The sequence below is a fragment of the Tundrisphaera macrotermitis genome (assembly GCF_051175315.1).
GTDB lineage: Bacteria > Planctomycetota > Planctomycetia > Isosphaerales > Isosphaeraceae > Tundrisphaera.
The window spans coordinates 1,068,997-1,093,770 of the sequence record NZ_CP195100.1; the positions used below are offsets into that span (position 1 = coordinate 1,068,997).

The following is a 24,774-nucleotide window of genomic DNA, read 5'->3' on the forward strand; positions in this document are numbered from 1 at the left end:
GTTGATCCGTCCTCCGAGATGCCGGCACCGCATGAACACCGCCCCGCCCGCCACCCCCTGCTCGACCCGGAACGCCGGTGCGAACGTCGCCCCGACGCAGCTCCCGGTGTTGCCCCTGGTGACGCTGCCGCTGCCGCCCCTGCCCGCCACCCGGGCGGAGATGGAGCGGCGGGGCTGGGATGCCGTCGACGTGGTCCTGGTGTCCGGGGACGCCTACGTCGATCACCCGGCGTTCGCCATGGGGATCCTGGGCCGGGTGCTGGAGGCGGCCGGGTTCCGGGTGGCGATCCTGAGCCAGCCCGATTGGAAGAGCGCCGAGGCGTGGAAGACGTTCGGCCGGCCTCGCCTGTTCTTCGGCGTGAGCGCCGGGAACATGGACAGCATGATCAACCATTACACGGCCAACAAGAAGGTCCGCAACGACGACGCCTATAGCCCCGGGGCCAAGATCGGCCTCCGCCCCGACCGCGCCACCATGCCCTATTGCCAGAGGGCCCGCGAGGCGTATCCCGGCGTCCCGGTGATCGCCGGAGGCGTCGAGGCCAGCCTCCGCCGCCTGGCCCACTACGACTACTGGAGCGACACGGTCAAGCGGTCGATCCTGCTCGACTCCAAGGCCGACCTCGTCGTCTTCGGCATGGGGGAGCAGCCGATCGTCGAGATCGCGAAGCGGTTGAAGGCCGGCGAGACGGTCCGCGACCTCCGCGACATGCGCGGCGTGGCCTACGCCCTGGGGGCCAAGGAAACCCCGCCGGCCGATGCCCTGGTCCTCCCGTCGTTCGAGGACGTGAAGACGGACAAGCGGAAGTTCGCCCAGGCCACGCGGACCATCCACCAGGAAACCAACCCGCTCAACGCCCGGACCCTGGTCCAGTTCCACGACCGCCAGGCCGTGGTGGTCAACCCGCCCGGGCTGCCGATCAGCCAGGACGACATGGACCGGGTCTACGGCCTGCCGTTCACCCGACGGCCGCACCCGATGTACGGCAACGAGCGGATCCCGGCCTTCGAGACGGTCAAGGATTCGGTCACGATCATGCGGGGCTGCTTCGGCGGCTGCACCTTCTGCTCGATCACGGCCCACCAGGGGCGGATCATCCAGTCGCGGTCCAAGGAGTCGATCCTCGGCGAATTGCAGCGCATGGGGCAGGACGCCAGCTTCTCGGGCGTGGTCTCGGACATCGGCGGGCCGACCGCCAACATGTACCAGATGCGCTGCACCCGGCCGGAGGTCGAGGCCAAGTGCAAGCGGCTGTCGTGCGTCCACCCCACGGTCTGCAAGCTGCTGGGCACCGATCACGGCCCCCTGGTCGAGCTGATGCGTGAGAGCCGCGAGGTCCCAGGCGTCCGCAAGGTGCTGGTCGCCTCGGGCATCCGGATGGACCTGGCCCAGAAGTCGCCCGAGTACATGAGCGAGCTGGCCACCCACCACGTCGGCGGTCACCTCAAGGTCGCCCCCGAGCACACCGACCCGGACGTCCTCCGCCGGATGAAGAAGCCCGACGTCGAGGATTACGCCGGGTTCGCCGAGGCGTTCCGCGAGGCCAGCGATAAGGCGGGCAAGCCCAAGCAGTCGCTCGTCCCCTACTTCATCGCCTCGCACCCGGGCAGCGACCTCGACGCGATGATCGACCTCGCCGTGTTCCTCAAGCGGAACGGCTACCGGCCGGATCAGGTCCAGGACTTCATCCCGGCCCCGTTCGACATCGCCACCTGCATGTACTACACGGGGATCGACCCGTTCACCGGCGAGGAAGTCTTCACCGCCAAGCACCTCCGCGACCGCAAGCTCCAGCGGGCCCTGCTCCAGTTCTTCAAGCCGGAGAACTACTTTGAGGTCCGCGAGGCGCTGCAGAAGGCCGGGCGGCAGGACTTGATCGGCTCGGGCTGTGATTGCCTCATCCCCGCCCAACCGCCCAGGGTCGCCTTGCGTGCCAGGATGGAGAAGGCGAATAACGCGCTGGGCGCGGGGAAGTATGTCCACCAGATCGACGCCCATGAGACGCCGAAATCCGCCAGCATTGGCTATCGCCCGGGGCGAAAAACGGCTCGAAACCGGACCGGTCAGAAGAAGGGCCGCTGAACTCGCGACTTCGAGAGAGCGTCTAGGGTGGGGGGGCGTCGATCCGCGGTCCGCAGGCCGATGGTGACCGGCGAAGGTGGTAGCGCCGAGGACGTCGTTCGCCAGCGAACATGCCCAGCAGGGATGGCGTTGGCGATCGCACGGAAACGCTTCACGGCCCCTTCGACAGATCGCCCAGGATGGGCCGAGGGGCTGTGAAGAGGTCGGGTCGGCGCGAATCCTCGACGGACTGGACGCTCCCCGCCTCGTCGAGAAGATCGCGGCTGGTGACCCTCGGGCCGGTCGAGAGGCGGGCGCGATCATGTGGGATGAGGTGACTCGCCCGGGGCATGATCGCTGGCGGATGGCTTTGTCGCAACCAGCATCCCGCCCCCAGGCGACGATCTAGAAGAAGGTGGCCGAGAAGCGGTCGGGCCTTCTCGGCTCGACGAGGCGGTGGTCCATGCTCGATGCGAAGCGTGGGGCGATGTCAGGCGACGTCTTCACGGCTTGGGCTGCTGATCCAGGTCGTAGACGAGCATGCAATCGCCGATGATGTCGTCGGGCTCTCGTTGTCGGAGCGCCGCAAATCGATCGTTCGCCTCATATGCCCCCGCGATCAGGACAGGACTGGCGATGATGAGGCCCTGGGTCGGCAAGGGAGCGTCGTCGAGAAGCGTCACACGCTTGTCGAGGTAATATTCGACCAATCGGCCCACTTCTTGCCCGTCCATCGCCGCGATGCCGAAGTACGCGAGGGTGACCGGGCGGGAACCGGTCGGGTGCGTGTCGAGCCAGGTGCGGACCTGCTTGAGGGACTGCGACCAATCCACGTTGCTATCGGAGATGGCTAGATACGCTTTCTCCCTCGGGATATTGATATAGCCGATGTAATTCGGGTGGTAGGACAGGGAGTGCAATGCGGTCGCGAGGGCGGCCCCGCAGCAGGCCATCTTCCAGAAACGTCCCGAGGCCGATGCACAACGCGACACCAACATGATCAGAAAGATGTAGCACGGAAAAGCATGGCGAAAGCCAATACTGAATCGCGAACTCATCAGGAATAATCCCCATGCGATCGCCGGTAGGGCCAGGCCCCACTCGGCCCACTTCGGCGGTATCGTGCGAACCGAGATCGCGGCGAGGATCATGAGGAACCAGATCCCGATCGGGACCTTATAGAGGGCGACGGCAGGCAGGTAATACCACCAACCGGTGCTCTTTTCGCCGAACAGATAGGCCGGATGGCCATCCTTGCCATGAGACGTGGCGATGATGATCGATGAAAGATAAAGCCCGGCGGGTAGTCGCGACTCCAGGATGCGCCTCAACTCCGGCCGGTTGCTCCCCGCCCGGGAGGCATCATCCATGGCAAAATACAGGGGTGGGGTGCGATCGAAGAGCAGGAAGGCCCACAGAAAAAACGCCCCCGAAACCCCCGCCAATGCGAGCAGGCGTAGGCGTCCGGAGTGCGACATCTCCGAGCCCGGGGGGATTTCCGCACGCGAGAGCCGGGGGCGGACCAACCACTGGAGCGCGGCGGTCAGCAGGATGACGAAGGGGAGGATGATGGCCGTGTGCTTGATCAGGACCGCCAACGCGGCGCCGGCCCCCAGGCCGATGGCTCGTCCCCGCGTCGGGTTCTCCGTGAACTTCCAGGAGAGGTAGCTCGCGAGGAGGATGGCCTCCATCCCCAGGATGTCCAGCGACGGGACCGGCACATGTGCTGCCAGATTCGGCTCGAAGGTCAATAATACCATCACGAACCAGGCCGACCGCAGCCCATAGAGTTGTCGGCACCAATGAAACGCGAGCGCGACCGAGAGACAGAAAAGGATCGATTTCCACACCGCGAAGATCTGGGCGAACGCCTCCAGGGAGATCGGCTTGCCATCTCCCGCGTACTCCGACGGCGGATAACCCTTATATAAATTGACCAGATAGACCGGAAAGGCGATGATCGCCTCACCCAATGGTGGATCGTTCAGGACGAAATTCTTGGCCGGGATCGTGCCCGTCCAGAATCCGAGCCCCCGGCGAATATGGTAGCGGTCGTCGTAGGATTCGCTGTGGGAGGATGCGATCAAAAGTGAGCGGGGTACGACGACCGCGGCGGAGATGAGGAAGGCGAACCAGGCTCGCTTGAAGATTTCGGAATTTGACACGGCGGTTTGATCTCGGATGGGAGGTGTAACGCAAGTGGCCATTCGAATGTGATCGACAAGTCTCGCCGCTCAAGCCTTGAGATCGCTTTCCGATCGCCCGTCCAGTAAGGGTGAACGGTGTTCCGGCGCATCCGATCGCACCATCCGACCGAGCATAGGTTTGGTTTCTCGCCACGGTCGGCAAAATCCCATAATTTACGGTGCTCGTCCCGCGCTGTCCAGGCTGCGGCCCTCAATGCCACGCCTGGAATTCGTCCCAGAGCCTTGTTCGTGCTGCGGCCTCCGGATATCCTGATCTTTATAGGAAGGGCCGGCGACAACATCGCGTGCATCCGTCATACGGGAATCGACCCGACCAACTCCAAGAGCATCTACCCACCGGGCATCTCCTGGGCGACACGCACCGGCGCGACCTGCCCTGGTCCAGCGGGCCATGGAACAATCCCGGGGGCCGCGAGTCGTTGCAGGGGGCCGGGTGGCAGGACCTGATCGGATCCGGGGGCGCCGTCCAGGCCCCTGCCAATTCGCCCGAGGGGGCGATGCGGGACCGGATGGATGAAGCGAACGAGAGCTTTTTCAACGGCCGCAACGTCAACACTTTCCCGTCCCGAACGAAGCCAAACCCGACCGGCGGCGAGGCCTGCCCGGCCGGACCTCGGCAACCATCCTGCTACAGGCCACATCGATAGGCCACGGGCCGACGGCCCCGCCCTCCCGGGGCGAAACGAACCCAACGACCGTCCGATTCGAGAATCGCGCATCCGACCATGAAGCCACGCCGTCCGTCCCGCCCTCCCGGATCCAAGCCCTCGCCGCGTTCCCGGCCCGGCGCCGGCCCCAAGTCGAAGGCCCGCCCGGGCTCGGGGCCGGACCTCCGCCCGTTCGGCGGCCACCCCGGCCCTCCGCCGTCGACCCGGCCCGGATACAAGCCCCGGCCGGTCGAGCGTGGGCCCGCGGGGGGACCCCCGGCCCACAAGTATCCCGGTTCGCGTGGCCCCGGACCCACTCCGATGCAGCGTCGGGGCCCGGCCCCGGTCCAAACCGAGGCCCGGGCGGTCGCGCACGTGGTCTCGCCCGAGTTCCTGGCCCGGGCCACGGTCGAGATCGCCACGAAGATCGAACGCGCCGTCCTGACCGACGAGCGGCGGGCCGACCGCGCCCTGGCGTGGGAACTCCGCAATCGCCGCGACCTCTCCGCCCCCGACCATCGGTTCGTCAGCCGGGCGGTCTTCGCCCTGTTCCGCTGGCGGGGCTGGGTCGACACGATCCATGAGGAGCGGATCGAGACGCGTCTGCTCCTGTCCTGCCTGCTCGACTTCACCTCGGTCCACCCGGTCTGCCGGGTCTGGGCCAAGAAGATCGGGCGCGACCCGGGCCGGCTCCTGGCGCTGGGGGATGCGCCGAACTGGACGGCGCGGGGCGAGGGCTGGAAGCGGCTGAACGAGGGGCGGCCGGTCGTGGCCGATCCCTGGAAGCTGTTCCCGGACTGGCTCCGCCAGCACCTGCCTCTGCCCCCGGGCGGCGGGTCGCCCAAGATGAAGTACCTGGAACTGCTCAACTCGCTCCAGACCCGCCCACCGCTCTGGGTCCGCGCCCAGGGCGTCGACGAGGCGGCGACCTGGAAGGAGCTGAACGAGACCGGCATCAAGCCCTGGGTTCATCGCAAGTTGACCCGCGCCGCCAAGATCGACGCCGAGTCCGATGTCCACCACCTGCCCGCCTTCGAGCGCGGCGACCTGGAGATCCAGGACCTCGCCTCGCAGGCGGTCGCGATGATTTGCGACCCCGACCCGGGCGACCGCTGGTGGGATGCCTGCACCGGCGCGGGCGGCAAGGCCCTGCACCTGGCGGCGCTCATGAAGGGCAAGGGCCTGGTGGTGGCGACCGACGTCCACGAGGCGAAGCTCAAGGAGACGGTCCGGCGCGCCCGCCGGAGCCCATTCCGCAACATCACCACCAAGGTCTGGGACGGCAAGCACGTCGTCGGCAAGGCGGGCAAGTACGACGGGGTGCTGGTCGATGCCCCCTGCTCCGCCATCGGCACCTGGCGACGGAACCCCGACGCCCGCTGGACCATCGACCCCGGCGCCATCGGCCGTTTGGCCGAGACCCAGGCCCATGCCCTGCGGATCGGGGCCAACGGGGTCCGGAAGGGCGGGACTCTGGTCTTTTCGGTCTGCACCCTGACCGTGGAGGAGACCCAGGGGGTCGTCCGGGGCTTCCTCGCCGATCGCCCGGAATTTCAGCTCGACCCGTTCCCGCACCCGATCAGCGGCGTGCCGACCGACGGCACCCTGCAGATCTGGCCGCAGGAGTCGGACACCGACGCCATGTTCATCGCCCGGATGATCCGCAAGGGCTGAGACTCCGGGAAATTCCCCGGATGGGCTGCAAGCCAGGGCGGTCGGCGGCAACTTCTCGTTGTCATGAAGACCCCGACCGCCCCACCGACCGACTGGACCTCCGCCCTCGATCAGCATGAACGCTGGCTCCGGACGGTCGTGGCCGCCCGGCTCGGCGAACGCCAGGCGGTCGATGAGGTGATGCAGGAGGTCTCGCTCGCGCTCTGCGAGACCCGGACGACCCCGGCCCAGACCGACAACCCGGCCGGTTGGCTCTATCGCCTCGCGATCCGCAAGGCGCTCCTCTACCGACGCGCCTGCGGGCGGCGGGCCAAGCTCGTGGATCGCTACGCGGGCCGGGTCCGGATCGTCGAGGGCGGCGAGCGCGACCCGCTCGCCTGGCTCCTGGCCGAGGAGCGGATGATGCTGGTGCGCGAGGCATTGACCCGGCTCCCGGGCCGAGATGCCGAGATCCTGCTGCTGAAATACACCGAAGGTTGGTCGTGCCGCGAACTGGCCGAAGCACTGGGCCAGACCGAGGCGGCGATCGTCTCCCGACTCCACCGGGCGCGAGGCCGGCTCCGCGATGCTTTGGCCGGTTCGAACGTGATCGAGGTCAGACCATGAGGCTTCCTGGCGACGAATTGACCCTCCAGATCGACCGCCTCGTCGATGGCGAACTGGGCGAGGCCGAACGGCGGGCCCTGCTGCTCCGGCTGGAATCCGATCCCGACGGCTGGCGCCGGTGCGCCCTGGCCTTCCTCGAAGACCAGGCGTTCCGATCGGTCCTGGGCGGCCCGGCCTCGCCGATTCCCCTGGTCCGGCCAGTGGCCTCGCATCGGCGGCCCCGACGCGCCGCCATCCTCCTCGGCCGGCTCTCCCTCGCGGCCGGGGTGATCGCCGCGACGTTCGCGGCCGGGTTTCACCTCGGCGGGACCGAACGCGGTCGCGACCCGATCGCCATGGCCCAGGCGGAGTTGCCCGAATCCCCGGCCCCGGAGGAGGAGGACGATGACGCCATCAAGGAGGTGGGATGGGCCCTCGTGGGCGGCGAGGCGGCGGGCGGCGATCCCGGCTATCGGGTGCCGATCCTGGCGGGCTCGGGCCTGGACGAGCAGTGGCTGCAATCCCGGCCCTCGACGGTCCCGGATTACATCCGCGCCCAGTGGGAGCGCGAGGGTTATCAGGTCGCCGAGCGGCGTCGGCTGATGTCGCTCAACCTCGACGACGGGCGCAAATTGGCCATCCCGATGGCCAACGTGGAGCTGGAATATGTCGGCCAGGACGCTTACTAGGCACCTTGCCGGTGGGCGGGCCGACGCACTCGCGAAGGAGATCGACGCATGTTGACCCCGATCACGGCATCATGGCTGCTCGCCATCGCCTGCGGATTGTTCGTCCCTGCCTGGGCCATGGGCCAGGAATCGAGCGAGGGTGGAAAGAAGGTCCCCCCGGATCTGGCCGCCAAGGTCGCAGCGGCCCGCCAGAATGCGGACGAGGCGAGGGCCAAACACGCGGCGGAAGTCCGGGTGTTCTCCGCTCGGGCTCAGGCTGAGTCGGCAAGGAAGAATGCTGAACTGGCCCGCGACGCCGCCCGGCTCCGGTGGGTTGTCAACGCCCGGGGCCGGTCCGGGGTCGAACTGGCCGAGATCAGCGAGGCGATCCGGTCGCAGATCGGGTTGGCCGAAGGCCAGGGCGTGGTGGTCGTTGCCGTCAACCCGGAGAGTCCAGCGGACAAGTCAGGGTTGAAGCCGAATGACCTCCTGCTGGCCATCGACGATCAGCCATTGGCCGGAGTTTCCTCGGCCAGGGACCTGATCGACAGGAAGCTCGGCAAACCGGCGAAGGTCAAGATCATCCGCGGGGGCAAGGAAGAAGTGATCGCCCTCAAGACCGAATCCGGGGAGAAGCCGAACGCCTCCGATCCGGTCCGCATCATCATGAGGAAGCACGAACCGACCAGCTCCTACTGGATCGGCGTCCCGGTCTCGCCGGTCGACGCGACCCTGCGGTCGCACCTCACCGAGTTGCCGGGCGATGCCGGGTTGATCGTCAACGAGGTGATGAAGGACAGCCCGGCCGCGAAGGCCGGCCTGGCCAAGAACGACGTGCTGATCGCCATCGGCGGCAAGCCCTTGACCAGCCCCGACGTGTTGATGAGCCAGGTCCTGGAGTCCGAAGGCAAGGCACTTTCGCTCGAATACCTGCGTGGCGGCAAGAAGGCGACCGTCTCGATCACGCCCGAGAAGCGTGAGGTCACAGCGGCCGAGATTAAAGGCAATTATCTGTTCCAATTCGAGGGTCGCCCGGGTTATCCCCGGATCATGATCGGCCCGGATGGGACAGCTCGATTCCCTGAAATCGATGCAAAAGCGATGACCATCGAGATTGACGAGGCCGTCAAGGGCCTGAACGCCAAGATTGCGGGCGTGGGATCGGCGAAGAGCCTCGACTCGGCCATCAAGGATCTGACGGCCAAGGTCGAGGAAATTCGCAAGGCCGTCGAGGAGATCAAGAAGACGACCGAGGAGTTGAAGCGGCCGGATCGGGAGTGATCCGGCCGGTCTTCCTTCAGATGTCGAAGGCCCGACGCGGGGCGTGGCCGTCGCCGCCGACGGCGACGGCCTCGACGGCGTCGATCTGGTAAAGATGCTCGCCGGCCGGGGTCGGGTACTGGCCGGTGACGCAGGCCCGGCAGAGCCGGTCGGAGGAGAGCCCCACCGACCGGGCGATGGCATCGACGGGGAGATAGCGGAGGCTATCGGCACCGAGTTCCTTCGCCATCCGCTGCTGGGCCTCCTCCGAGACGCCGCCGTCGGGCATGTCGGAGAACCGGGGGGCGAACAACTCGTCCCGGGTCGACATGTCGATCCCGTAGAAGCACGGGGCGATGATCGGCGGGCAGGCGACGCGGAGGTGGATCTCCCTCGCCCCTCCCCGGTCGCGGATCTCGTGGACCAGGGCCCGCATCGTCGTCGAGCGGACGATGCTGTCCTCGACCAGCAGGACCCGCTTGCCGGACAGGACCTCGGGCAGCGGGGTGTACTTGAGGCGGGCCTTGGCGGCGCGGTCGGCGGTCCCTTCGATGAAGGTCCGGCCGACGTAGCGGTTCCGCATCAGCCCCTCGACCGAGGGCAGGCCCAACTCGAAGGCCATCGCGTCGGCGGCCCCCTTGGCGGTGTCCGGCACGGGGACCACGATCGTCCCGGCGTCGCGGGGCACGTCTTCCAGCCGGGCCAGTTCCTTGCCCAACGCCGCGCGGCTCAGGTAGACCGAGCGGTCATCCAGGGTGCTGGCGACATTGGCGAAGTAGATCCACTCGAAGAAGCAGTGGGCGTGTTTCGGCGCGGGGGCGAACCGCTCGTACCGGACGCCGTCGGCGTTGGCCACGGCGAGCATCCCCGGCTCCAGCGACCGGATCCCCTGGAATCCGAGATTGGCCAGGGGGACGCTCTCGCTCGCGGCGGCGAACAGGGGGCCGTCCTCGGCCACGCAGAGCGGGTGGAACCCGAGCGGGTCGCGGGCGACGACCAGGTCGCCGGTCGCGGTCAGGAGGACGACGTTGTAGGCCCCGTCGAACCGTTCCGCGAGGTTGCCGAAGACGCTCACCCAGTCGATGTTCGGCCCCTGATCCTGCAACTCGTAGCTCAGCGAGTGCATCAGGATCTCGGTGTCGGTGTCCCGCTTGAGGTGGTAATCCCCCTTGGCCAGCAGGTCGCGCCGCAGCTCGTGGTAATTGGTCAACTGGCCATTGAAGGCGAAGGCGAACCACTTCCCCTTGCGGCCATGCTCGCGTTCGAAGGGCTGGGCCAGGCTGCGATCGTCGCCGCCGCAGGTGGCGTACCGGACGTGGCCGATCGCCGCCGGGCCGTCCTGCCCGCGCATGATCGCCTCGAACTTCGGCTTGTGGTTGAGCCGAAATCCCTCGGCGACGGTGCCGAGTTCCTTGTGCGTCTTGATCAATGCCCGGCGATTGGGATTGAAGCTGGACATGCCCGAGGCGAGCTGCCCCCGGTTCTGCATGTCGAGCAACATCCGGGGCACCAGTCGGGCGACGCTGTTGGGTTCGCCGGCAATCGGTGCGAGGCGAGAGGTGGCGTGACCGCGGGCATGGTGGTGATAAACCGCAGCCACGCCGCACTCGTGGAACATTTCGCCCATGATCTTCGGTCGGACCCCGGTAAGGACACCCGGCTGGCAATGCCGGGACTGGGATGTGAGACCACGAGACGCACGGCCGTGGAGGGGGGTTCGGCTAGGAGGAATCGCACGGTCAACTATAATGTCGTCACTCCCTACCGACAACCTTCACGGACGAAGTCTTGGTCCGGGACGCTTCGGAGAGTCGCGGGAATGCATCGCGCCCCGGCGTCGCCCCGGATCCGATTCCGTAGGGCATTCCTCGAAAGGTCGATCCGCCGATGGCTCGCGATCTGGTCCGTGATGACGTGGTGCTCGGGGCCCGCACCTGGGTGGTCAAGGTGGGCTCCAGCGTCCTGACCGGCCCCGATGGCACGCTCGACCCGGAGAGGATCGGCCATCTCGCCGAACAGATCAGCGCCATCTCCGCGACCGGAAGGCGGGTGGCCCTGGTCAGTTCCGGAGCCGTCGCGGCCGGGATCGGCCAGCTCGGCCTGGCCCGCCGGCCCGACAACCTCCGCCAGCTCCAGGCCGCCGCCGCCGTCGGCCAGTCGTTCCTGATCCGCGCGTACGACGAGGGGTTCCGCCGGCACGGCCGCCATGCCGCCCAGCTCCTCCTGACGCACGAGGACTTCGACAGCCGGGCCCGCTACCTCAACATGCGGAACACCCTGACCGCGTTGTTCGAATACGACGCCGTGCCGGTGATCAACGAGAATGACACGATCAGCGTCGACGAGATCAAGTTCGGCGACAACGACAAGCTCGCGGCCATGGTCGCCAACCTGCTCCAGGCCCCCCTCCTGGTGATCCTGAGCGTGGTCGACGGCCTCTGCCGCTCCGACCCCGGCGCCTCCGGGATGGGCGAAGTCGTCCCGCTGGTCGCCAATCTCGACGAGGCCCTCGGCCTGGCCGGTGACAGCAAGAGCAGCCTGGGCACCGGTGGGATGCGGAGCAAGCTCCAGGCGGCGGGGCTGGTCACCCGGGCCGGCGGCTCGGTCATCATCGCCTCGGGCAAGAAGCCCGAACCGCTCACCCGGATCCTGAACGGCGAGGCTGTCGGGACCCTGTTCCTGGCCAAGGGGCAGACCCAGGGGGCACGCAAACGCTGGATCGGCCTGACGGCTCGGCCCAAGGGCCACATCGTCGTCGATGCCGGCGCCCGCCAGGCGTTGGAATCCGGGCTCAAGAGCCTCCTGTCCATCGGCGTGATCGACGTCGTGGGCGATTTCGAGAAGGGGGACGTCATCAGCGTCCGCGACCTGGAAGGGGCCGAGTTCGCCCGGGGCCTGACCAACTTCGCCGCCCCGGACGCCCGGCAGGTCCGCGGGCTCCGGACCGATCAGGCCCGACAGGTCCTCGGGGCCACCCTCTACGCCGAGGTGATCCACAAGGACAACCTCGTCCTGACCGTGTGACCTGGCCCGATCAGGGCATGGCGATCGAGCGGAACTCGAAGGGGACGGCGGTCCGGGCCAGGTGGATCTCGTGGAACCGGATCGAGTCCGGTCGGGGAGATCCCGGGGCGGCCAGGGCGATCGTCGTGCGGGATACCTCGCCGTCGAACGAGGTGCGGGTGGGGAACCAGGGGAGGACCCCGCCCCGCTCGTCCAGGATCTCGATTCGCTCCGGGCTCGGCCCGGCGCGGAAGGGGCCGCCATCGCCCGTTGGCTCGCCGGAACCGGGGAGGTTCCGGATCGCCAGGTCGATCTCGCACGGACGATCCGCCGTCGCCGGCCGCACGGCTTCCACCGTGCAGGTCCCCCGGTCGTCTCGGAACGACCGGCCGACGGCTCGGCCCAGCGGGATGGCCGTCGCCCCGGCCTTGCGGGCCGTGACCACGACCGGGACCTCGCCGCGGAGTACCCCGATCTGCTCGGCTTTGGCATCGGGCCGGGACAGGTCGACCCGGAGATGGAGCGACGGCGACGAACTCACCCCGAGATAGCCCGAAGAGCGGAGCGTCTCCGACACCCCGGTGGGCGCCAGGAGGGAGTTGCCCCGATCGTCCACCGCCTGGGTGATCCGCACCGGCCCGTCCTGGGCCACCTTCAGCCTGGGCTCAGCCGCGACGATGACCTGGAGGTAGAACTGGCGGCGGGCCTGGGCATCCACGGTCGCCGCCCGGCGGGATCCGGACGGTCTCGCGTTCCGGGTCAGCGGCAAATCGCTCTGGAAATGGATGCTGGCCAGCTGGACACGGAACGGCCCGCTGTCCGACGTCAGCCCGGGATCCACGGCGGCGCCGAGCCGCAGCGGGAATGCCGCGTCGCCCAGCCCCGGGCGGCCGACCTCCGCCGGGTCGTGGCGGATCCGGCCGGCGGAGCAGAGCAGGTCGATCGCCGTCCAGAACGGGACCGGGCCGTTGGAGCGGCAATCCACCCGGGACTCCCTCCAGGCCGGATCGTCGGCCGACACCATGACCAGGTTGAGCCTGGCCTGGGCATTGACCGACGCGATCGCCTCGGCGAGCGGTATATCTTCGAAGTCGAGCCCGATCATCGTCGGGAGCGTCAGCGACCCCGCTTCGATCCGTCTGAGGATCTCCGCCGAGCGGGCCCGGACCTCGGGGTCGGTCGATCCCGCTGCGACCCGAAGGGCGGGGACGGCCGCCGGCCCGAGCTTCACCAACGCCGCCCCGGCGGCCTCGCGCCGGGCATAACGACTCGAACCGAGGTCTTCGACGAGCGAGGCGGTTTCGGCGGGAACTCCAGCCGACAGGATCACGACCATCGCCAAGGGCACGATGTACATCGAGGCACTCCGATGAGGGGCGAGGTCGGCTGCCGGGGAGAGGATCGGCCCGGTGCCCCGCTCCAATCCTCGAATCATAACCCATCGATCCACCCGGTCCATCGCGAAACGTCGCGATTCACGCATGATCGGATCGGGGTCGAATTTCTCCACCGCGAACCGGATGCCGGTGCTGGCTTGGCCCCACGATCGAGTCGACCGCCCGGGACCGATCTCAGAGATCCGGCTTGCAGACTTCCTTTCCCAACTCCTTGCCCCGGTTCAATCTCGCATCACGGGCGTCGGTGAGCGCCGCACTCAGAACGGATGTTCCGCATCTCGAAGAGAGATGAGGTGTCGGGAGACTCCAGCTGGAGGGATGATCGTCATATAGTTGTAGAAAGGGTCGAATTCCGCCGGGCAAGAACTCCCGAGGAAATTCCCTGAGAGCCACAAGCGGGCGTGGTACGCTCATCCTTGAGACCGATCGCTCAAGGGGTCTCCGGCACCGGACCTGCATCTTGCGGATGGATGGAGCTTTCCATCGTCGAGACCGGCCCTGCGGAAATCGGATGGCGGTTGGTGGCTCCTACATGGGGGGATCAGATGAAACGGATCATTGGCCGAAACGCCTGGCTCATGATGGGCTGGTTCGCGCTGGGGTCTTTGCCCGCCCTGAGCTTCGGGCAAGGCAACGTATTCAATCCCTATGGAAACTCGGGCTATCCCGACTACCGGGAGTTCGCCATCCCGATGTACTCGAATAACCCCGCCCTGCCCGGGCAGGCCAGGATCCAGGCCATGCCCCTGGGAGAGCGACCGATCTCGCGGGCGAATCAATTCGAACAATACTTCGATCGCTTCGATGAGCCGGCGGAGCCCGGCGTCAAGCGGGGTGCGTCCGCGCCCGGGGTCCCCTACTATCGGACGTTCCGCCAGTACGATGAGCAGTACAATCGTGTCTACAAGCCGAACAACACCAAGGCCGATCAGGAGTTCGCGGCCCGCGCGAAGCGTCGCGAGCAGGCTTACGCCGAGGCCCTGAAGGAGGCCGATCCGGCCAAGCGTGCCCGGTTGCTCCGCCAGATCGACCAGGACTCCCTGACGGCACCCCGGCCCAAGGCCGCGAGCCGCGGCACCGCCAATGCCAAATCGGCCTCGAACAAGGCGGCAACCCCCAGGGTTGCGGACGCGCCGGCGACCGGCGATACGGCCCCGCCACCCCCACCCCCACCCGCGTCCTCGTCCGCGCCGGCAGGTGAGGTCCCCTACCCGATCGGAATCGGGCGGTCCCCATCCGGGTCGGCCCCCGCACCCAGGCCGAGCCGCCCACGTACCTCGACCCCTTCTCCCGCCCCGGCCGCACCGGTCCCCGACCCGCGTTGAGCCGCGGAAATGTCCTGCCCCTTTGACGGAGGCCCCCGTCCGCTATACAATCAGCCCCGGGACATGAAGCCGGCCGAAAGAACGACTCGGCCCCCGGTTGTGACCCGAAGACCTGGGCTTATCATCGCCTCGCCCGAGAGGCGTATCCATCCCGGCCTGAGCCGGGATCTTTTTGGTCCGACTTTGTGAAACTCTTCACAAAGCGGTCGTTTCGCTCTTGCGGACCCGGCACTCATGGGAACGGAATTCACGCCGATCTTCCTGTTCATCCTGGTCGCCATCTTCACGGCGGCCAGCATGCTGGGGCTGAGCGCCATCCTCGGGCCCCGGAAGACCACCAAGGTCAAGCAGATGCCGTACGAGTCGGGGATGGACCCGATCGGCGATGCCCGGCAACGGTTCGACATCCGCTACTACCTGGTGGCGATCGTCTTCCTCCTGTTCGACGTGGAGCTTCTGTTCCTCTATCCCTGGGCGGTCGGCTTCTGGGGCCTGAACAGCCCGGACGCGTTGGCCATGGCCGGCGGCGCGGCCTCGGGCATCCCGGCCGAGTTCCGCGGGCTGGTCTTCGGCGAGATCCTGGTGTTCATCGCCGTGCTGGCCGCCGCGTTCGCTTATGCCTGGAAAAAAGGGGTGTTCGAATGGCGTTAGGAATTCCCACGGTCGGCGGCCCGGGCACTCCGGCCGCCAACCCGACCGGATCGGTCCCCGGGCTCATGCCCAAGGGGGCGATCGAGGTCCCCGAGAACGCGATCCTCACCTCGCTCGACCAGGTGGTGAACTACTGCCGCAAGAACAGCCTGTGGCCGATGCCCTTCGCCACGGCCTGCTGCGGGATCGAGCTGATGGCGGTCGGCGCCAGCCGGTTCGACCTCGCCCGGTTCGGCGCCGAGGTGATGCGGTTCAGCCCCCGGCAGTGCGACCTGATGATCATCGCCGGCCGGATCGCCATGAAGATGATGCCGGTCCTCCAGCGGATCTGGCTCCAGATGCCCGAGCCGAAGTGGTGCATCAGCATGGGGGCCTGTGCCTCGACCGGCGGGATCTTCGACACCTACGCGGTGGTCCAGGGCGCCGACCGCTTCATGCCCGTCGATGTCTACATCCCCGGATGCCCGCCGCGCCCCGAGCAGATCCTCCGGGCGGTGATGGACCTCCAGGCCAAGATCCAGAAGGGCGGGACCCTCGCGGGGAACAACGGCCTGCCCGAGCTGATGGAACGCGAGCGGATGATCCAGGAGAAGGCCCACCTCCGCCCCGGGCTGGCCACCGCCAGCGAGCGCGGCGACGAGGATCGGTTCGGCTATCGCCTCCCCGGCGGGATCTCCCTGGTCGGCGGCGACGAGACCAAGTGAACGTGACCGGCGGCGAGAACCGAACCGGGCGAGCATGACGAGGGACGCAACGTGACCGAGGCCGCGACGACCACCGATCCCCACGCCAAGACCATGGCCATCCTGTCGCGCCTCCTGGGCGACGGCGTGGCGACGGCGACGTTCCGGGACAACCTGCGGATCTACGTCCCCGCCGATCGCCTGATCGAGGTCCTGCGGACGCTCCGCGACGAGGGGGGCTTCGGGCTCCTCTCCGAGGTGGGCGGTGCCGACTACCTCGGCTATCCCGAGCGGCCGGCCGGATCGCCCCGATTCGAGGTCCATTACGTCCTCCTGAACTACGACACGACCGAGCGGGTGATCCTCAAGGTCGGGGTCGACGACCCCAACCCGACGATCCCCTCGGCCGTGCCGCTCTGGCTCGGGGCCGACTGGATGGAACGCGAAGTCTTCGACATGTACGGGATCCGGTTCGAGGGACACCCCGACCTCCGGCGGATCCTCATGCCCGAGGAGTTCACCGCCTATCCGCTCCGCAAGGATTATCCCCTCCGAGGCCGCGGCGAACGGCACAACTTCCCGCGCCTGACCCGCGACGAATCCTGAACCCCGCCTTGATCGACGATCGAACACTGGACGAAGCGCCGCCCACGCAGGTGAAACGACCATGCCGGCCAATCTGCTCGACGACCCCGAAATCGACGTTGAACCGAGCCAGTTCCACTGGACGCTCAACTTCGGCCCGCAACACCCGGCGACCCACACGACCCTCCGCCTGATCCTGGAACTGGACGGCGAGCGGATCGTCAAGGCGACCCCGGACATCGGGTATCTCCACTCGGGGTTCGAAAAACTCGGCGAACACCTGAACTTCAATCAGTACGTCACGATCGCCGACCGCAAGAACTACATCAGCCCGCCGTTGAACGAAGTGGCCTGGCACCACGCCGTGGAGAAACTCCTCGACGTCGAGCTGACCAAGCGTTGCCAGTACATCCGCGTCATCATCGGCGAACTCGCCCGGATCAGCGACCACCTGCTCTGCGTCGGGGCTGCGGCGCTGGACCTGGGTGCATTCACGGCGTTCCTGTTCTGCTTCAATCAGCGTGAGCTGATCTACGACGTCTACGAGGAGATGTCGGGCTATCGCTTCCATCCGGGCTACACCCGGGTCGGCGGCGTGCTCCACGACTTCAACGACCGCGTCATCAACCGGATCCGCACGGTCCTGAACAGCCTGCCCAAGGCCCTCGCGGATACCGAGAAGCTGGTCCTCCGCAACCGGATCTTCCTGGATCGCGTCCGGGGCGTCGGCGTCCTGACCAAGCAGGATGCGATCAGCCTCTGCTGCACCGGGCCGATCGCCCGGGCCAGCGGCGTGACCTACGACCTCCGCAAGGACGAGCCGTACCTCGCCTACAACGAGTTCGATTTCGAGGTCCCCTACGCCACCGAAGGGGACAGCTACGCCCGGTTCCAGGTTCGCCTCGAAGAGATCCGCCAGAGCATCCGGATCGTCACCCAGGCGCTGGAAAATCTGCCGGGTGGCCCGGTGAATGCCCCGATCGCCGAGAAGTTCCCCCTGCCCGACAAGGGGACCGTCTACAACAGCATGGAAGGGCTGATCCAGCATTTCGAGCTGATCATGCCCAACCGTGGGGTCGCCTCGCCGGTCAACGAGGTCTACGCCGCGATCGAGAGTTCCAACGGCGAGCTGGGCTACTACCTGGTCGCCGACGGTAGCCAGACCGCGTGGCGGACCCGGACCAGGCCGCCCTCGTTCATCCATTTCCAGGTGTTCCCGCACATCATCAAGGATCACCTGATCGCCGACATCGTGGCCATCCTGGGTAGCCTGAACATCATCGCCGCCGAGCTGGATCGCTGAGCCGGGGGCGCAATTTCTGCCCAGGCATGATCCGATCCGGGAATCGAGGGAATCCGACCGATGGCCGCCGAAGCGACGACTCCGATGCTCTCCGATGCGATCCGGGACAAGATCCGGTCGTACATCCCCCGCTATCCGAGCAAGAAGGCGGTGACGCTCCCGGCGATGCACATCGTCCACGAGCACCTGCGGTGCGTCCCGTTCAAGGCGATGGCCGAGATCGCCGAGATCCTGGAGATCACCCCCGCCGAAGTCCATGACACCATGAGCTTCTACGGGTTCTTCCCTCAGGCCCCCATCGGCGACGTCCGGGTCTGGATCTGCCGCTCGATCTCGTGCATGCTCACGGGCGGCGAGGAGATGCTGGAGCACGCCTGCAGCCGATTGGGCGTCCGGTCCGGGCAGACGACCCCCGACGGCAAGGTTACGGTCGAATTCGCCGAGTGCCTGGGGATCTGCGACTTCGCCCCGGCGGCCCTGGCCGATGACGGTCGGATCTTCGGCCCGCTCACCCCGGAGAAGGTCGACGCCATGATCGAAGAGGTCCGCCGCGGACCCGTCGACCCCACGCAACTCGCCCCGGTGGGCCACCCGGCCGCGGCCCGGAAATCATGAACGAACTTCTCATCATCGCTCGGCTCCGCCCGGCCCGAGATCGCACGCGTCGGTTGATCGTCCTCGACGCCCGTGGAGGCTGCGAACATGGCCCAGTTTGAGCCCGTCCTGACCCGGAACTGGGCCGTCCCCGACGCCCACACCCTCCCCGTCTACGAGTCGCGCGGCGGCTACCAGGCGTCCCGCAAGGCTTTGACCGAATTGGACCCCGACAAGGTGGTCCAGATCGTCAAGGATTCGGAGCTGCGCGGCCGCGGCGGGGCCGGCTTCCCCTGCGGCCTGAAGTGGAGTTTCCTCCCGAAAGATCGGGTGGAAACCCTCATGTGCATCAATGGCGACGAGAGCGAGCCGGCGACCTTCAATAATCGCCTGCTCATGGAACTGGACCCGCACCAGTTCCTCGAAGGCATCCTCATCGGCTGCTTCGCGACCAAGGCGACCACCGCTTACATCTACGTCCGGTTCGAGTACATCCACGCCTTCCACGTCCTGGAACGGGCGATCGCCGAGGCCCGCGCGGCCGGGCATCTGGGCAAGAACATCTACGGGTCGGGCTTCGACCTGGAGATCTACGTCCACCGGGGCGCCGGGGCCTACATCTGCGGCGAGGAGACGGGGCTGATCGAGAGCCTCGAAGGCAAGCGGGGCTGGCCCCGGATCAAGCCGCCCTTCCCAGCCATCGAAGGTGCGTTCCGCAAGCCGACGGTCGTCAACAACGTCGAGACCCTGGCCTGCGTCCCGCACATCATCGAGCGGGGGGCCGACTGGTTCAAGTCGATCGGCACGCCCAAGAGCTACGGCCCCAAGCTGTACTGCGTCTCCGGCCACGTCAACAAGCAGGTCTGCGTCGAGCTGCCCCTGGGCGTGACGACCCGCGAGTTGATCGAGGAACATGCCGGCGGGATCTGGAAGGGCCGCAAGGCCAAGGCCGCCGTCCCGGGCGGGATCAGCATGGGCGTCATGTCGGCCGACGAGTTCGACGTCAAGCTCGACTTCGAGGACATCCGCAAGACCGGCTGCCTCGGCCTGGGCACCGCCGCCCTGACGGTCATGGACGAGACGACCAGCATGGTCGACTACCTCTACAATGTCGAGCGATTCTTCGCCCACGAGAGCTGCGGCCAGTGCACCCCGTGCCGCGAGGGGACGGGCTGGATCTACAAGACGCTCAAGCGGATCAAGGCGGGCGGCGGCCGGGTCGAGGACTGGGACATCATGCTCCAGATGGCCAACAACCTCGGCCTGACCCCGGGCACCACGATCTGCGGTCTCGCCGACGGGGCCGCCTGGCCGATCAAGAACGTCCTGACCAAGTTCCGCCCCGAGTTCGACGCCTACATCCGGGACCACCAGGCCAAGCCCGGCATGGTCACCCCGCTGCAGCGTTCGATCGCGGCCGGCGTCCCGGCGGATCCGACGAACACCTCGTTGCAGATCCTGCCGAGCCCGAGCGGCGCCCTGCGTTCGCCGCACGCGTCCTGACACGTATCTGAACGATCGGTTGGAATTTCCTCCTCGCCCGCTGGCCGGACCCCGGCCGGACCCCAACGGCCGGGCTTGGATGTCGGAGCCCCTCGAAGGAATCCCGATGGCGACCATCATCATCAACGGCCAGGAACACACGCTCCCCGAGGGCGAGAAGCTCAACGCCATCCAGGCCGCGAAGCGGGTCGGGGTCGACATCCCCTACTACTGCTGGCACCCCGCCCTCTCCGTGGTGGCCAACTGCCGGATGTGCGAGGTCGAGGTCGGGTCCAAGGATCCGAAGACCGGCGAGATCAAGATGATCCCCAAGCTCGTCCCCGGGTGCCAGACCCCGGCCAAGGACGGGACCGTGGTCGTCACCGACAGCCCCAAGGTCAAGGAGCATCAGCGGATGATCATGGAGTATCTCCTGATCAACCATCCGCTCGATTGCCCCGTCTGCGACCAGGCCGGGATGTGCGGCCTCCAGGATTATAGCTTCGAGTATGGCCAGTCGAACCACCGGTTCGTCGAGGAGCGGGTCGTCAACCCGCGCAAGGATGTCTCCGACCTGATCCAGCTGAATCAGGACCGGTGCATCATGTGCACCCGGTGCGTCCGGTTCACTCGCGAGATCACTCACACGAGCGAATTGCAGGTGATGCGGCGCGGCAATCATGCCGAGATCGACGTCTTCCCGGGCGAGCCGATCGACAACCCCCTCTCCGGCAACGTCGTCGACCTCTGCCCGGTCGGGGCTCTCCTGGACAAGGACTTCCTCCACAAGCAGAGGGCGTGGTTCCTGTCCAAGCACGACGGGATCTGCACCCGCTGCTCGACCGGATGCAACGTCAAGGTCGAGGAAAACCGCGGGCAGATCTGGCGGTTCACCCCCCGCTTCAATCCCGAGGTCAATGACCACTGGATCTGCGACGAGGGACGGCTCAGCTACAAGGCCGCCAACGACCCGGGCCTGCTCACCTCGGCCTACGGCCGCGACGGCGGCAACCTGGGATCGATCCCGCTCGACCAGGCGATCAACCGCGCGGGCCAGGCCCTGGGCGAACTCGGCCGATCGGGCGGGGTCGTCGCCGGCGTGATCTCGCCGTTCCTGACGGTCGAGGAGGCTTACCTGATGGCCACCTACCTCAAGGAACTGAACCCGGCCAACGTGCTTGCCATCGGCCCGGTGCCGGTCCGGGGCGAGGACACCACGTTCACGCCCGACCTGCGGACGGGCCGGGGCGGCGACACCAGCTTCATCACCCCTCGCCCGTTCACGATCCACGCCGAAAAATGCCCGAATCGCAAGGGCGTCGAGGCGGTCCTCGCCCACGTCCAGGGCGAGGTCATCCCGTTCGAGTCGATCTCCGCCCGCGTGGCCTCCGGCGAGTTCCAGGGCCTGTACGTCGCTTCCGACGCCCTGGAACCCTGGATCGACGAGCCCGCCGCCCAGGCCCTCCGGGCCGGCGTCGCCCTGCTGATCGTCCAGGACACCACGGTCACACCGCTGGCCCAGGCCGCCGACATCGTCCTCCCCGGCGCGACTTTTGCCGAGAAGGCCGGGTGCTACGTCAATGCCCAGGGACGCCTCCAGTATGCCGAGGCATCCTTGCCGCCCCGCGATGGGTCCTTGCCGGATCTCGACCTGTTCGCCATCCTGAAAGGCCGGACGGGCGGCCCGGTCCGGTCGCGCGACATCCTCACCGAGGTCGCCGCCGCGATCCCCGCCTTCGCGGCGTTCGCCGACGGGGTTGTCCCCGCCTTCGGCCTGCCGATCGGCGAGGGACAGGCGGACGGTAAGCCCGAGTTGGTCGCCGTCGGTTACGTCGACCCGTGGCAGGCCCCCCGCGGATTCCGGGGAGATCGGCCCGGCGAACCGAGCCCGAAGGGCGACGTGAACGCATGAGGCTGACATTGGGACGAATCGGATCTGAAGCGGTTGATGGTCTTCTTCCGGGATTGAGAAAGGCGAGCGGCCGATGACGTTCTGGGACTCATTTTGGAACCTCGCGATCCCCATGGGGCTGATCCTCGCGGTCGTCGGGATCAGCCAGGGCACCGTCGCCTACTTGATCCTGGTCGAGCGCAAGATCGCCGCCTGGGCCCAGGACCGCATCGGCCCCAACCGGGTCGGGCCGTTCGGGCTGATCCAGCCGCTCGTCGACGGCGCCAAGATGATCCTCAAGGAGGACGTCACGCCGAAGTATGTCTCGACGCCGGTCTACATCCTGGCGCCGGCGATCGCGATCATCGCCGCAATGATCGGCTTCGCGGTCGTGCCGTTCGGGCCGGTGGGGGCTTCGGCACCCATCTTGCCGTTCCTGGACCGCAGGCTCGACTTCCAGATCGCCCCCAATGTCGACATCGGGATCCTCTACATCCTGTCGATCGGATCGCTGGGCGTTTACGGGGTCATCCTGGCCGGATGGGCCTCGAACAGCAAGTACTCGTTCATCGGCGGCCTCCGCTCCAGCGCCCAGCTGATCAGCTATGAGATCCCCCTGGGGATGTCGATCCTGGGCATGGTCCTGCTGGCCGGCTCGCTCGACCTGAACGCGATCGTCAACTGGCAGGACCGCCACGTCTGGGGCGTCTTCGCCCAGCCGATCGGGTTCCTCCTGTTCCTGATCGCCGGGTTCGCCGAGACGAACCGACTGCCGTTCGACTTGCCCGAGTCGGAGCAGGAACTGGTCGGCGGGTTCCACACGGAATACTCGGCGATGAAGTTCGGCATGTTCTTCCTCGGCGAATATCTCCACGTGATCACGGTCAGCTTCCTAATCACGATCCTGTTCCTGGGCGGATGGGACCTCCCGTTCCTGCTCGACCAGAACCAGACCGGTTGGATTCCCGCACTGGCCAAGGTGGCGGTCGTCTGCGGCAAGGTCGGGTTCCTGATCATCTTCATCATGTGGATCCGCTGGACCCTGCCCCGCTTCCGGTACGACACCTTGATGGACCTCGCCTGGAAGCGGATGATCCCGCTGGCCCTGGTCAATCTGACCCTGACGGCGATCATCGTCTACGCCCTTCGCGAATGGGTGGGTTTGAAGTTCGCTTGAACTGATCGGGCTCCCGCCGGGGCCGAGAATGGAGCATGACACGTGCGAGCCGATGACCCGAAATTGAAGCGGGTGACCCCGCCCACCCTGACCTGGGCGGAGAAGACCTACCTTCCCCAAATTCTCGGCGGCCTGATGGTCACCGGCAAGCATATCGTCAGTGCGGCCCTGGGCGGCGGCGCCATCACGGTGTCCTATCCCGAAGAGCAGCACGTCCCCAGCCCGAACTATCGCGGCGTCCATCGCCTGAACAAGGACGGTCAGGGTCGGGTCAAGTGCGTGGCCTGCATGCTCTGCGCCACCGCCTGCCCGGCCCACTGCATCGACATCGTCGGCGGGACGGCCCCGGAGACCTGGCCCGACCGCGAGAAATATTGCGAGAGCTTCGTCATCGACGAACTCCGCTGCATCTACTGCGGGATGTGCGAGGAAGCCTGCCCGGTCGAGGCCATCGAGCTGACCGGGCTGTATGACCTCACCGGCCTTTCCCGCGAGCAGATGATCTTCGACAAGGCCAAGCTCCTGTCGGTCTTCGACCTGACCAAGGACGCCGAGCCGATGCGTTACACCCAGCCCCCGACCACCGCCGGCGCGACCGAGATCCAGCCGACCACCGTCCCCGGCCCTCGCTGATCCCGAGACGCTTGCCGGACGTCACTCCGATCGGACCCCGCCCCGCACGAGGATGCACGCGACCGTGGACACGCTCTCCCAGTTCGACCAGATCCGGGCCTTCGCGGTCATCCTCCTCGGGGCCACCGGGGCGTTCCTGCTCCTGCCGCACCGGCATGGGCTGGCCCGACCGCGGGTCGCCCACCTCCTCGGATTCGCCCTCTCGGGCCTTTCCGTGATCTTGCTGGCCTCGTTCTGGAGGCCGTCGGGCCATTTCGTCGGCACCGGGTTCTTCTACGCCTTCGCAATCTCGGCGGTGATGTGCGGGATCCTGACCGTCACCAGCCGCGACCCGATCCACAGCGCCCTCTGGTTCGCTGGGGTCGTCCTGGCCACTTCCGGACTGTTTCTCCTGTCCGGGGCCCAGTTCCTCGCGGCCGGCACCGTGATCGTCTATGCCGGGGCGATCATCGTCACCTTCCTGTTCGTGATCATGCTCGCTCAGATGGAAGGTCGCGCCGTTTATGACCGGATGGCCCGTTCGCCGTTCCTGGCGACGCTGACGAGCTATCTGCTCTTCTTCGGCCTCCTTTACGCATTGCTGACGGTGCAGCGTCCGGCGGGCCAGCAGCGCGTCCAGACGGGCGTCATGGTCGAGACTCGCCAGCCCTCCCTGATTCGGGCGAGCCAGCGCCAGGCCGTCGGGGAGTATTCCCGCACGACGGACCGTCAGAAGCTCGTTCTTGCCAAGGCGCTGCCCCCGACCTCACAGTTGCCCGAGGCGACGCCCGGTCGTCCGTCGGCTGGCAATCACGTCGCGGGGCTGGGCGGGAGCCTCTTCACCGAACACCTGGTCACGGTCGAACTGGCGGGCGCCTTGCTGTTCGTCGCGTTGATCGGTTGCGTGGCCATCACCCGGCCCCGCACCCCGATCCGGCCGCCCGGATACACGACCCTGGCTTGATCGA

The 24,774-nt window shown here is 67.1% G+C and carries 20 protein-coding genes; 17 read left to right on the forward strand and 3 right to left on the reverse strand.

Annotation, left to right across the window (positions count from 1 at the left end):
• Positions 1 to 160: 160 nt before the first annotated feature.
• Positions 161 to 2,083 carry a YgiQ family radical SAM protein gene (locus TA3x_RS04655; RefSeq protein ID WP_435022291.1) on the forward strand — a complete coding sequence of 641 codons (1,923 nt, stop codon included), beginning with the start codon at positions 161 to 163 and terminating at the stop codon, positions 2,081 to 2,083.
• 482 nt (positions 2,084 to 2,565) lie between these two features.
• Here the strand turns inward: TA3x_RS04655 and TA3x_RS04660 are convergent, their stop codons facing one another.
• A complete protein-coding gene (locus tag TA3x_RS04660; protein WP_435018941.1) occupies positions 2,566 to 4,227 on the reverse strand; it encodes a glycosyltransferase family 39 protein in 1,662 nt (553 codons plus the stop codon).
• Positions 4,228 to 5,237: 1,010 nt separating this feature from the next.
• Here TA3x_RS04660 and TA3x_RS04665 point away from each other — a divergent pair.
• From TA3x_RS04665 to TA3x_RS04680, 4 genes are all read left to right on the forward strand, one after another.
• On the forward strand, positions 5,238 to 6,590 hold the full coding sequence (locus tag TA3x_RS04665; RefSeq protein ID WP_435018942.1) for an RsmB/NOP family class I SAM-dependent RNA methyltransferase: 1,353 nt from the start codon (positions 5,238 to 5,240) through the stop codon (positions 6,588 to 6,590).
• A 63-nt stretch (positions 6,591 to 6,653) separates the two neighbouring features.
• Positions 6,654 to 7,196, forward strand: coding sequence for an RNA polymerase sigma factor (locus TA3x_RS04670; protein WP_435018943.1), 543 nt, complete (start codon positions 6,654 to 6,656; stop codon positions 7,194 to 7,196).
• A complete protein-coding gene (locus TA3x_RS04675) occupies positions 7,193 to 7,864 on the forward strand; it encodes a hypothetical protein (RefSeq protein WP_435018944.1) in 672 nt (223 codons plus the stop codon). The genes TA3x_RS04670 and TA3x_RS04675 overlap by 4 nt, the downstream gene beginning before the upstream one ends.
• Positions 7,865 to 7,912: 48 nt before the next feature.
• Positions 7,913 to 9,124: a PDZ domain-containing protein gene (locus TA3x_RS04680; protein WP_435018945.1), complete on the forward strand. Its 1,212-nt coding sequence runs from the start codon at positions 7,913 to 7,915 to the stop codon at positions 9,122 to 9,124.
• Between the two features lie 16 nt (positions 9,125 to 9,140).
• Here TA3x_RS04680 and TA3x_RS04685 read toward each other — a convergent pair whose 3' ends face one another.
• Positions 9,141 to 10,730, reverse strand: coding sequence for an amidophosphoribosyltransferase (locus TA3x_RS04685; protein ID WP_435018946.1), 1,590 nt, complete (start codon positions 10,728 to 10,730; stop codon positions 9,141 to 9,143).
• Positions 10,731 to 10,990: 260 nt separating this feature from the next.
• Between TA3x_RS04685 and proB the strand changes: the two genes are divergently transcribed.
• The gene (proB, locus tag TA3x_RS04690; RefSeq protein WP_435018947.1) at positions 10,991 to 12,127 is read left to right on the forward strand and encodes a glutamate 5-kinase; all 1,137 of its coding nucleotides are present in this window, start codon (positions 10,991 to 10,993) and stop codon (positions 12,125 to 12,127) included.
• Between the two features lie 10 nt (positions 12,128 to 12,137).
• On the opposite strand, the gene TA3x_RS04695 is transcribed toward proB, so the two are convergent.
• Positions 12,138 to 13,463: a hypothetical protein gene (locus tag TA3x_RS04695; RefSeq protein ID WP_435018948.1), complete on the reverse strand. Its 1,326-nt coding sequence runs from the start codon at positions 13,461 to 13,463 to the stop codon at positions 12,138 to 12,140.
• A gap of 585 nt (positions 13,464 to 14,048) precedes the next feature.
• Here TA3x_RS04695 and TA3x_RS04700 point away from each other — a divergent pair.
• The 11 genes from TA3x_RS04700 to TA3x_RS04750 all read left to right on the forward strand — a co-directional run bounded on the left by TA3x_RS04700 (position 14,049) and on the right by TA3x_RS04750 (position 24,770).
• Complete coding sequence (locus TA3x_RS04700) at positions 14,049 to 14,828, forward strand: hypothetical protein (protein WP_435018949.1); 780 nt, start codon at positions 14,049 to 14,051, stop codon at positions 14,826 to 14,828.
• 234 nt (positions 14,829 to 15,062) lie between these two features.
• Positions 15,063 to 15,479: an NADH-quinone oxidoreductase subunit A gene (locus tag TA3x_RS04705; RefSeq protein ID WP_435018950.1), complete on the forward strand. Its 417-nt coding sequence runs from the start codon at positions 15,063 to 15,065 to the stop codon at positions 15,477 to 15,479.
• Positions 15,480 to 15,544: 65 nt separating this feature from the next.
• Positions 15,545 to 16,183 (forward strand): NADH-quinone oxidoreductase subunit B, encoded by a 639-nt coding sequence (locus TA3x_RS04710; protein ID WP_435022293.1) that lies wholly within the window; start codon positions 15,545 to 15,547, stop codon positions 16,181 to 16,183.
• 51 nt (positions 16,184 to 16,234) lie between these two features.
• Positions 16,235 to 16,768, forward strand: coding sequence for an NADH-quinone oxidoreductase subunit C (locus TA3x_RS04715; protein ID WP_435018951.1), 534 nt, complete (start codon positions 16,235 to 16,237; stop codon positions 16,766 to 16,768).
• 61 nt (positions 16,769 to 16,829) lie between these two features.
• The gene (gene nuoD / locus TA3x_RS04720) at positions 16,830 to 18,050 is read left to right on the forward strand and encodes an NADH dehydrogenase (quinone) subunit D (RefSeq protein WP_435018952.1); all 1,221 of its coding nucleotides are present in this window, start codon (positions 16,830 to 16,832) and stop codon (positions 18,048 to 18,050) included.
• Between the two features lie 60 nt (positions 18,051 to 18,110).
• Positions 18,111 to 18,665, forward strand: a complete 555-nt coding sequence (locus tag TA3x_RS04725; protein ID WP_435018953.1) for an NAD(P)H-dependent oxidoreductase subunit E — start codon at positions 18,111 to 18,113, stop codon at positions 18,663 to 18,665.
• Between the two features lie 87 nt (positions 18,666 to 18,752).
• Positions 18,753 to 20,147, forward strand: coding sequence for an NADH-quinone oxidoreductase subunit NuoF (gene nuoF / locus TA3x_RS04730; RefSeq protein WP_435018954.1), 1,395 nt, complete (start codon positions 18,753 to 18,755; stop codon positions 20,145 to 20,147).
• Positions 20,148 to 20,253: 106 nt separating this feature from the next.
• Positions 20,254 to 22,038 (forward strand): molybdopterin-dependent oxidoreductase, encoded by a 1,785-nt coding sequence (locus TA3x_RS04735; RefSeq protein WP_435018955.1) that lies wholly within the window; start codon positions 20,254 to 20,256, stop codon positions 22,036 to 22,038.
• Between the two features lie 73 nt (positions 22,039 to 22,111).
• A complete protein-coding gene (nuoH, locus tag TA3x_RS04740; RefSeq protein ID WP_435018956.1) occupies positions 22,112 to 23,194 on the forward strand; it encodes an NADH-quinone oxidoreductase subunit NuoH in 1,083 nt (360 codons plus the stop codon).
• A 42-nt stretch (positions 23,195 to 23,236) separates the two neighbouring features.
• On the forward strand, positions 23,237 to 23,827 hold the full coding sequence (locus TA3x_RS04745; protein WP_435018957.1) for a NuoI/complex I 23 kDa subunit family protein: 591 nt from the start codon (positions 23,237 to 23,239) through the stop codon (positions 23,825 to 23,827).
• A 64-nt stretch (positions 23,828 to 23,891) separates the two neighbouring features.
• On the forward strand, positions 23,892 to 24,770 hold the full coding sequence (locus TA3x_RS04750) for an NADH-quinone oxidoreductase subunit J family protein (RefSeq protein WP_435018958.1): 879 nt from the start codon (positions 23,892 to 23,894) through the stop codon (positions 24,768 to 24,770).
• Positions 24,771 to 24,774: the final 4 nt, after the last annotated feature.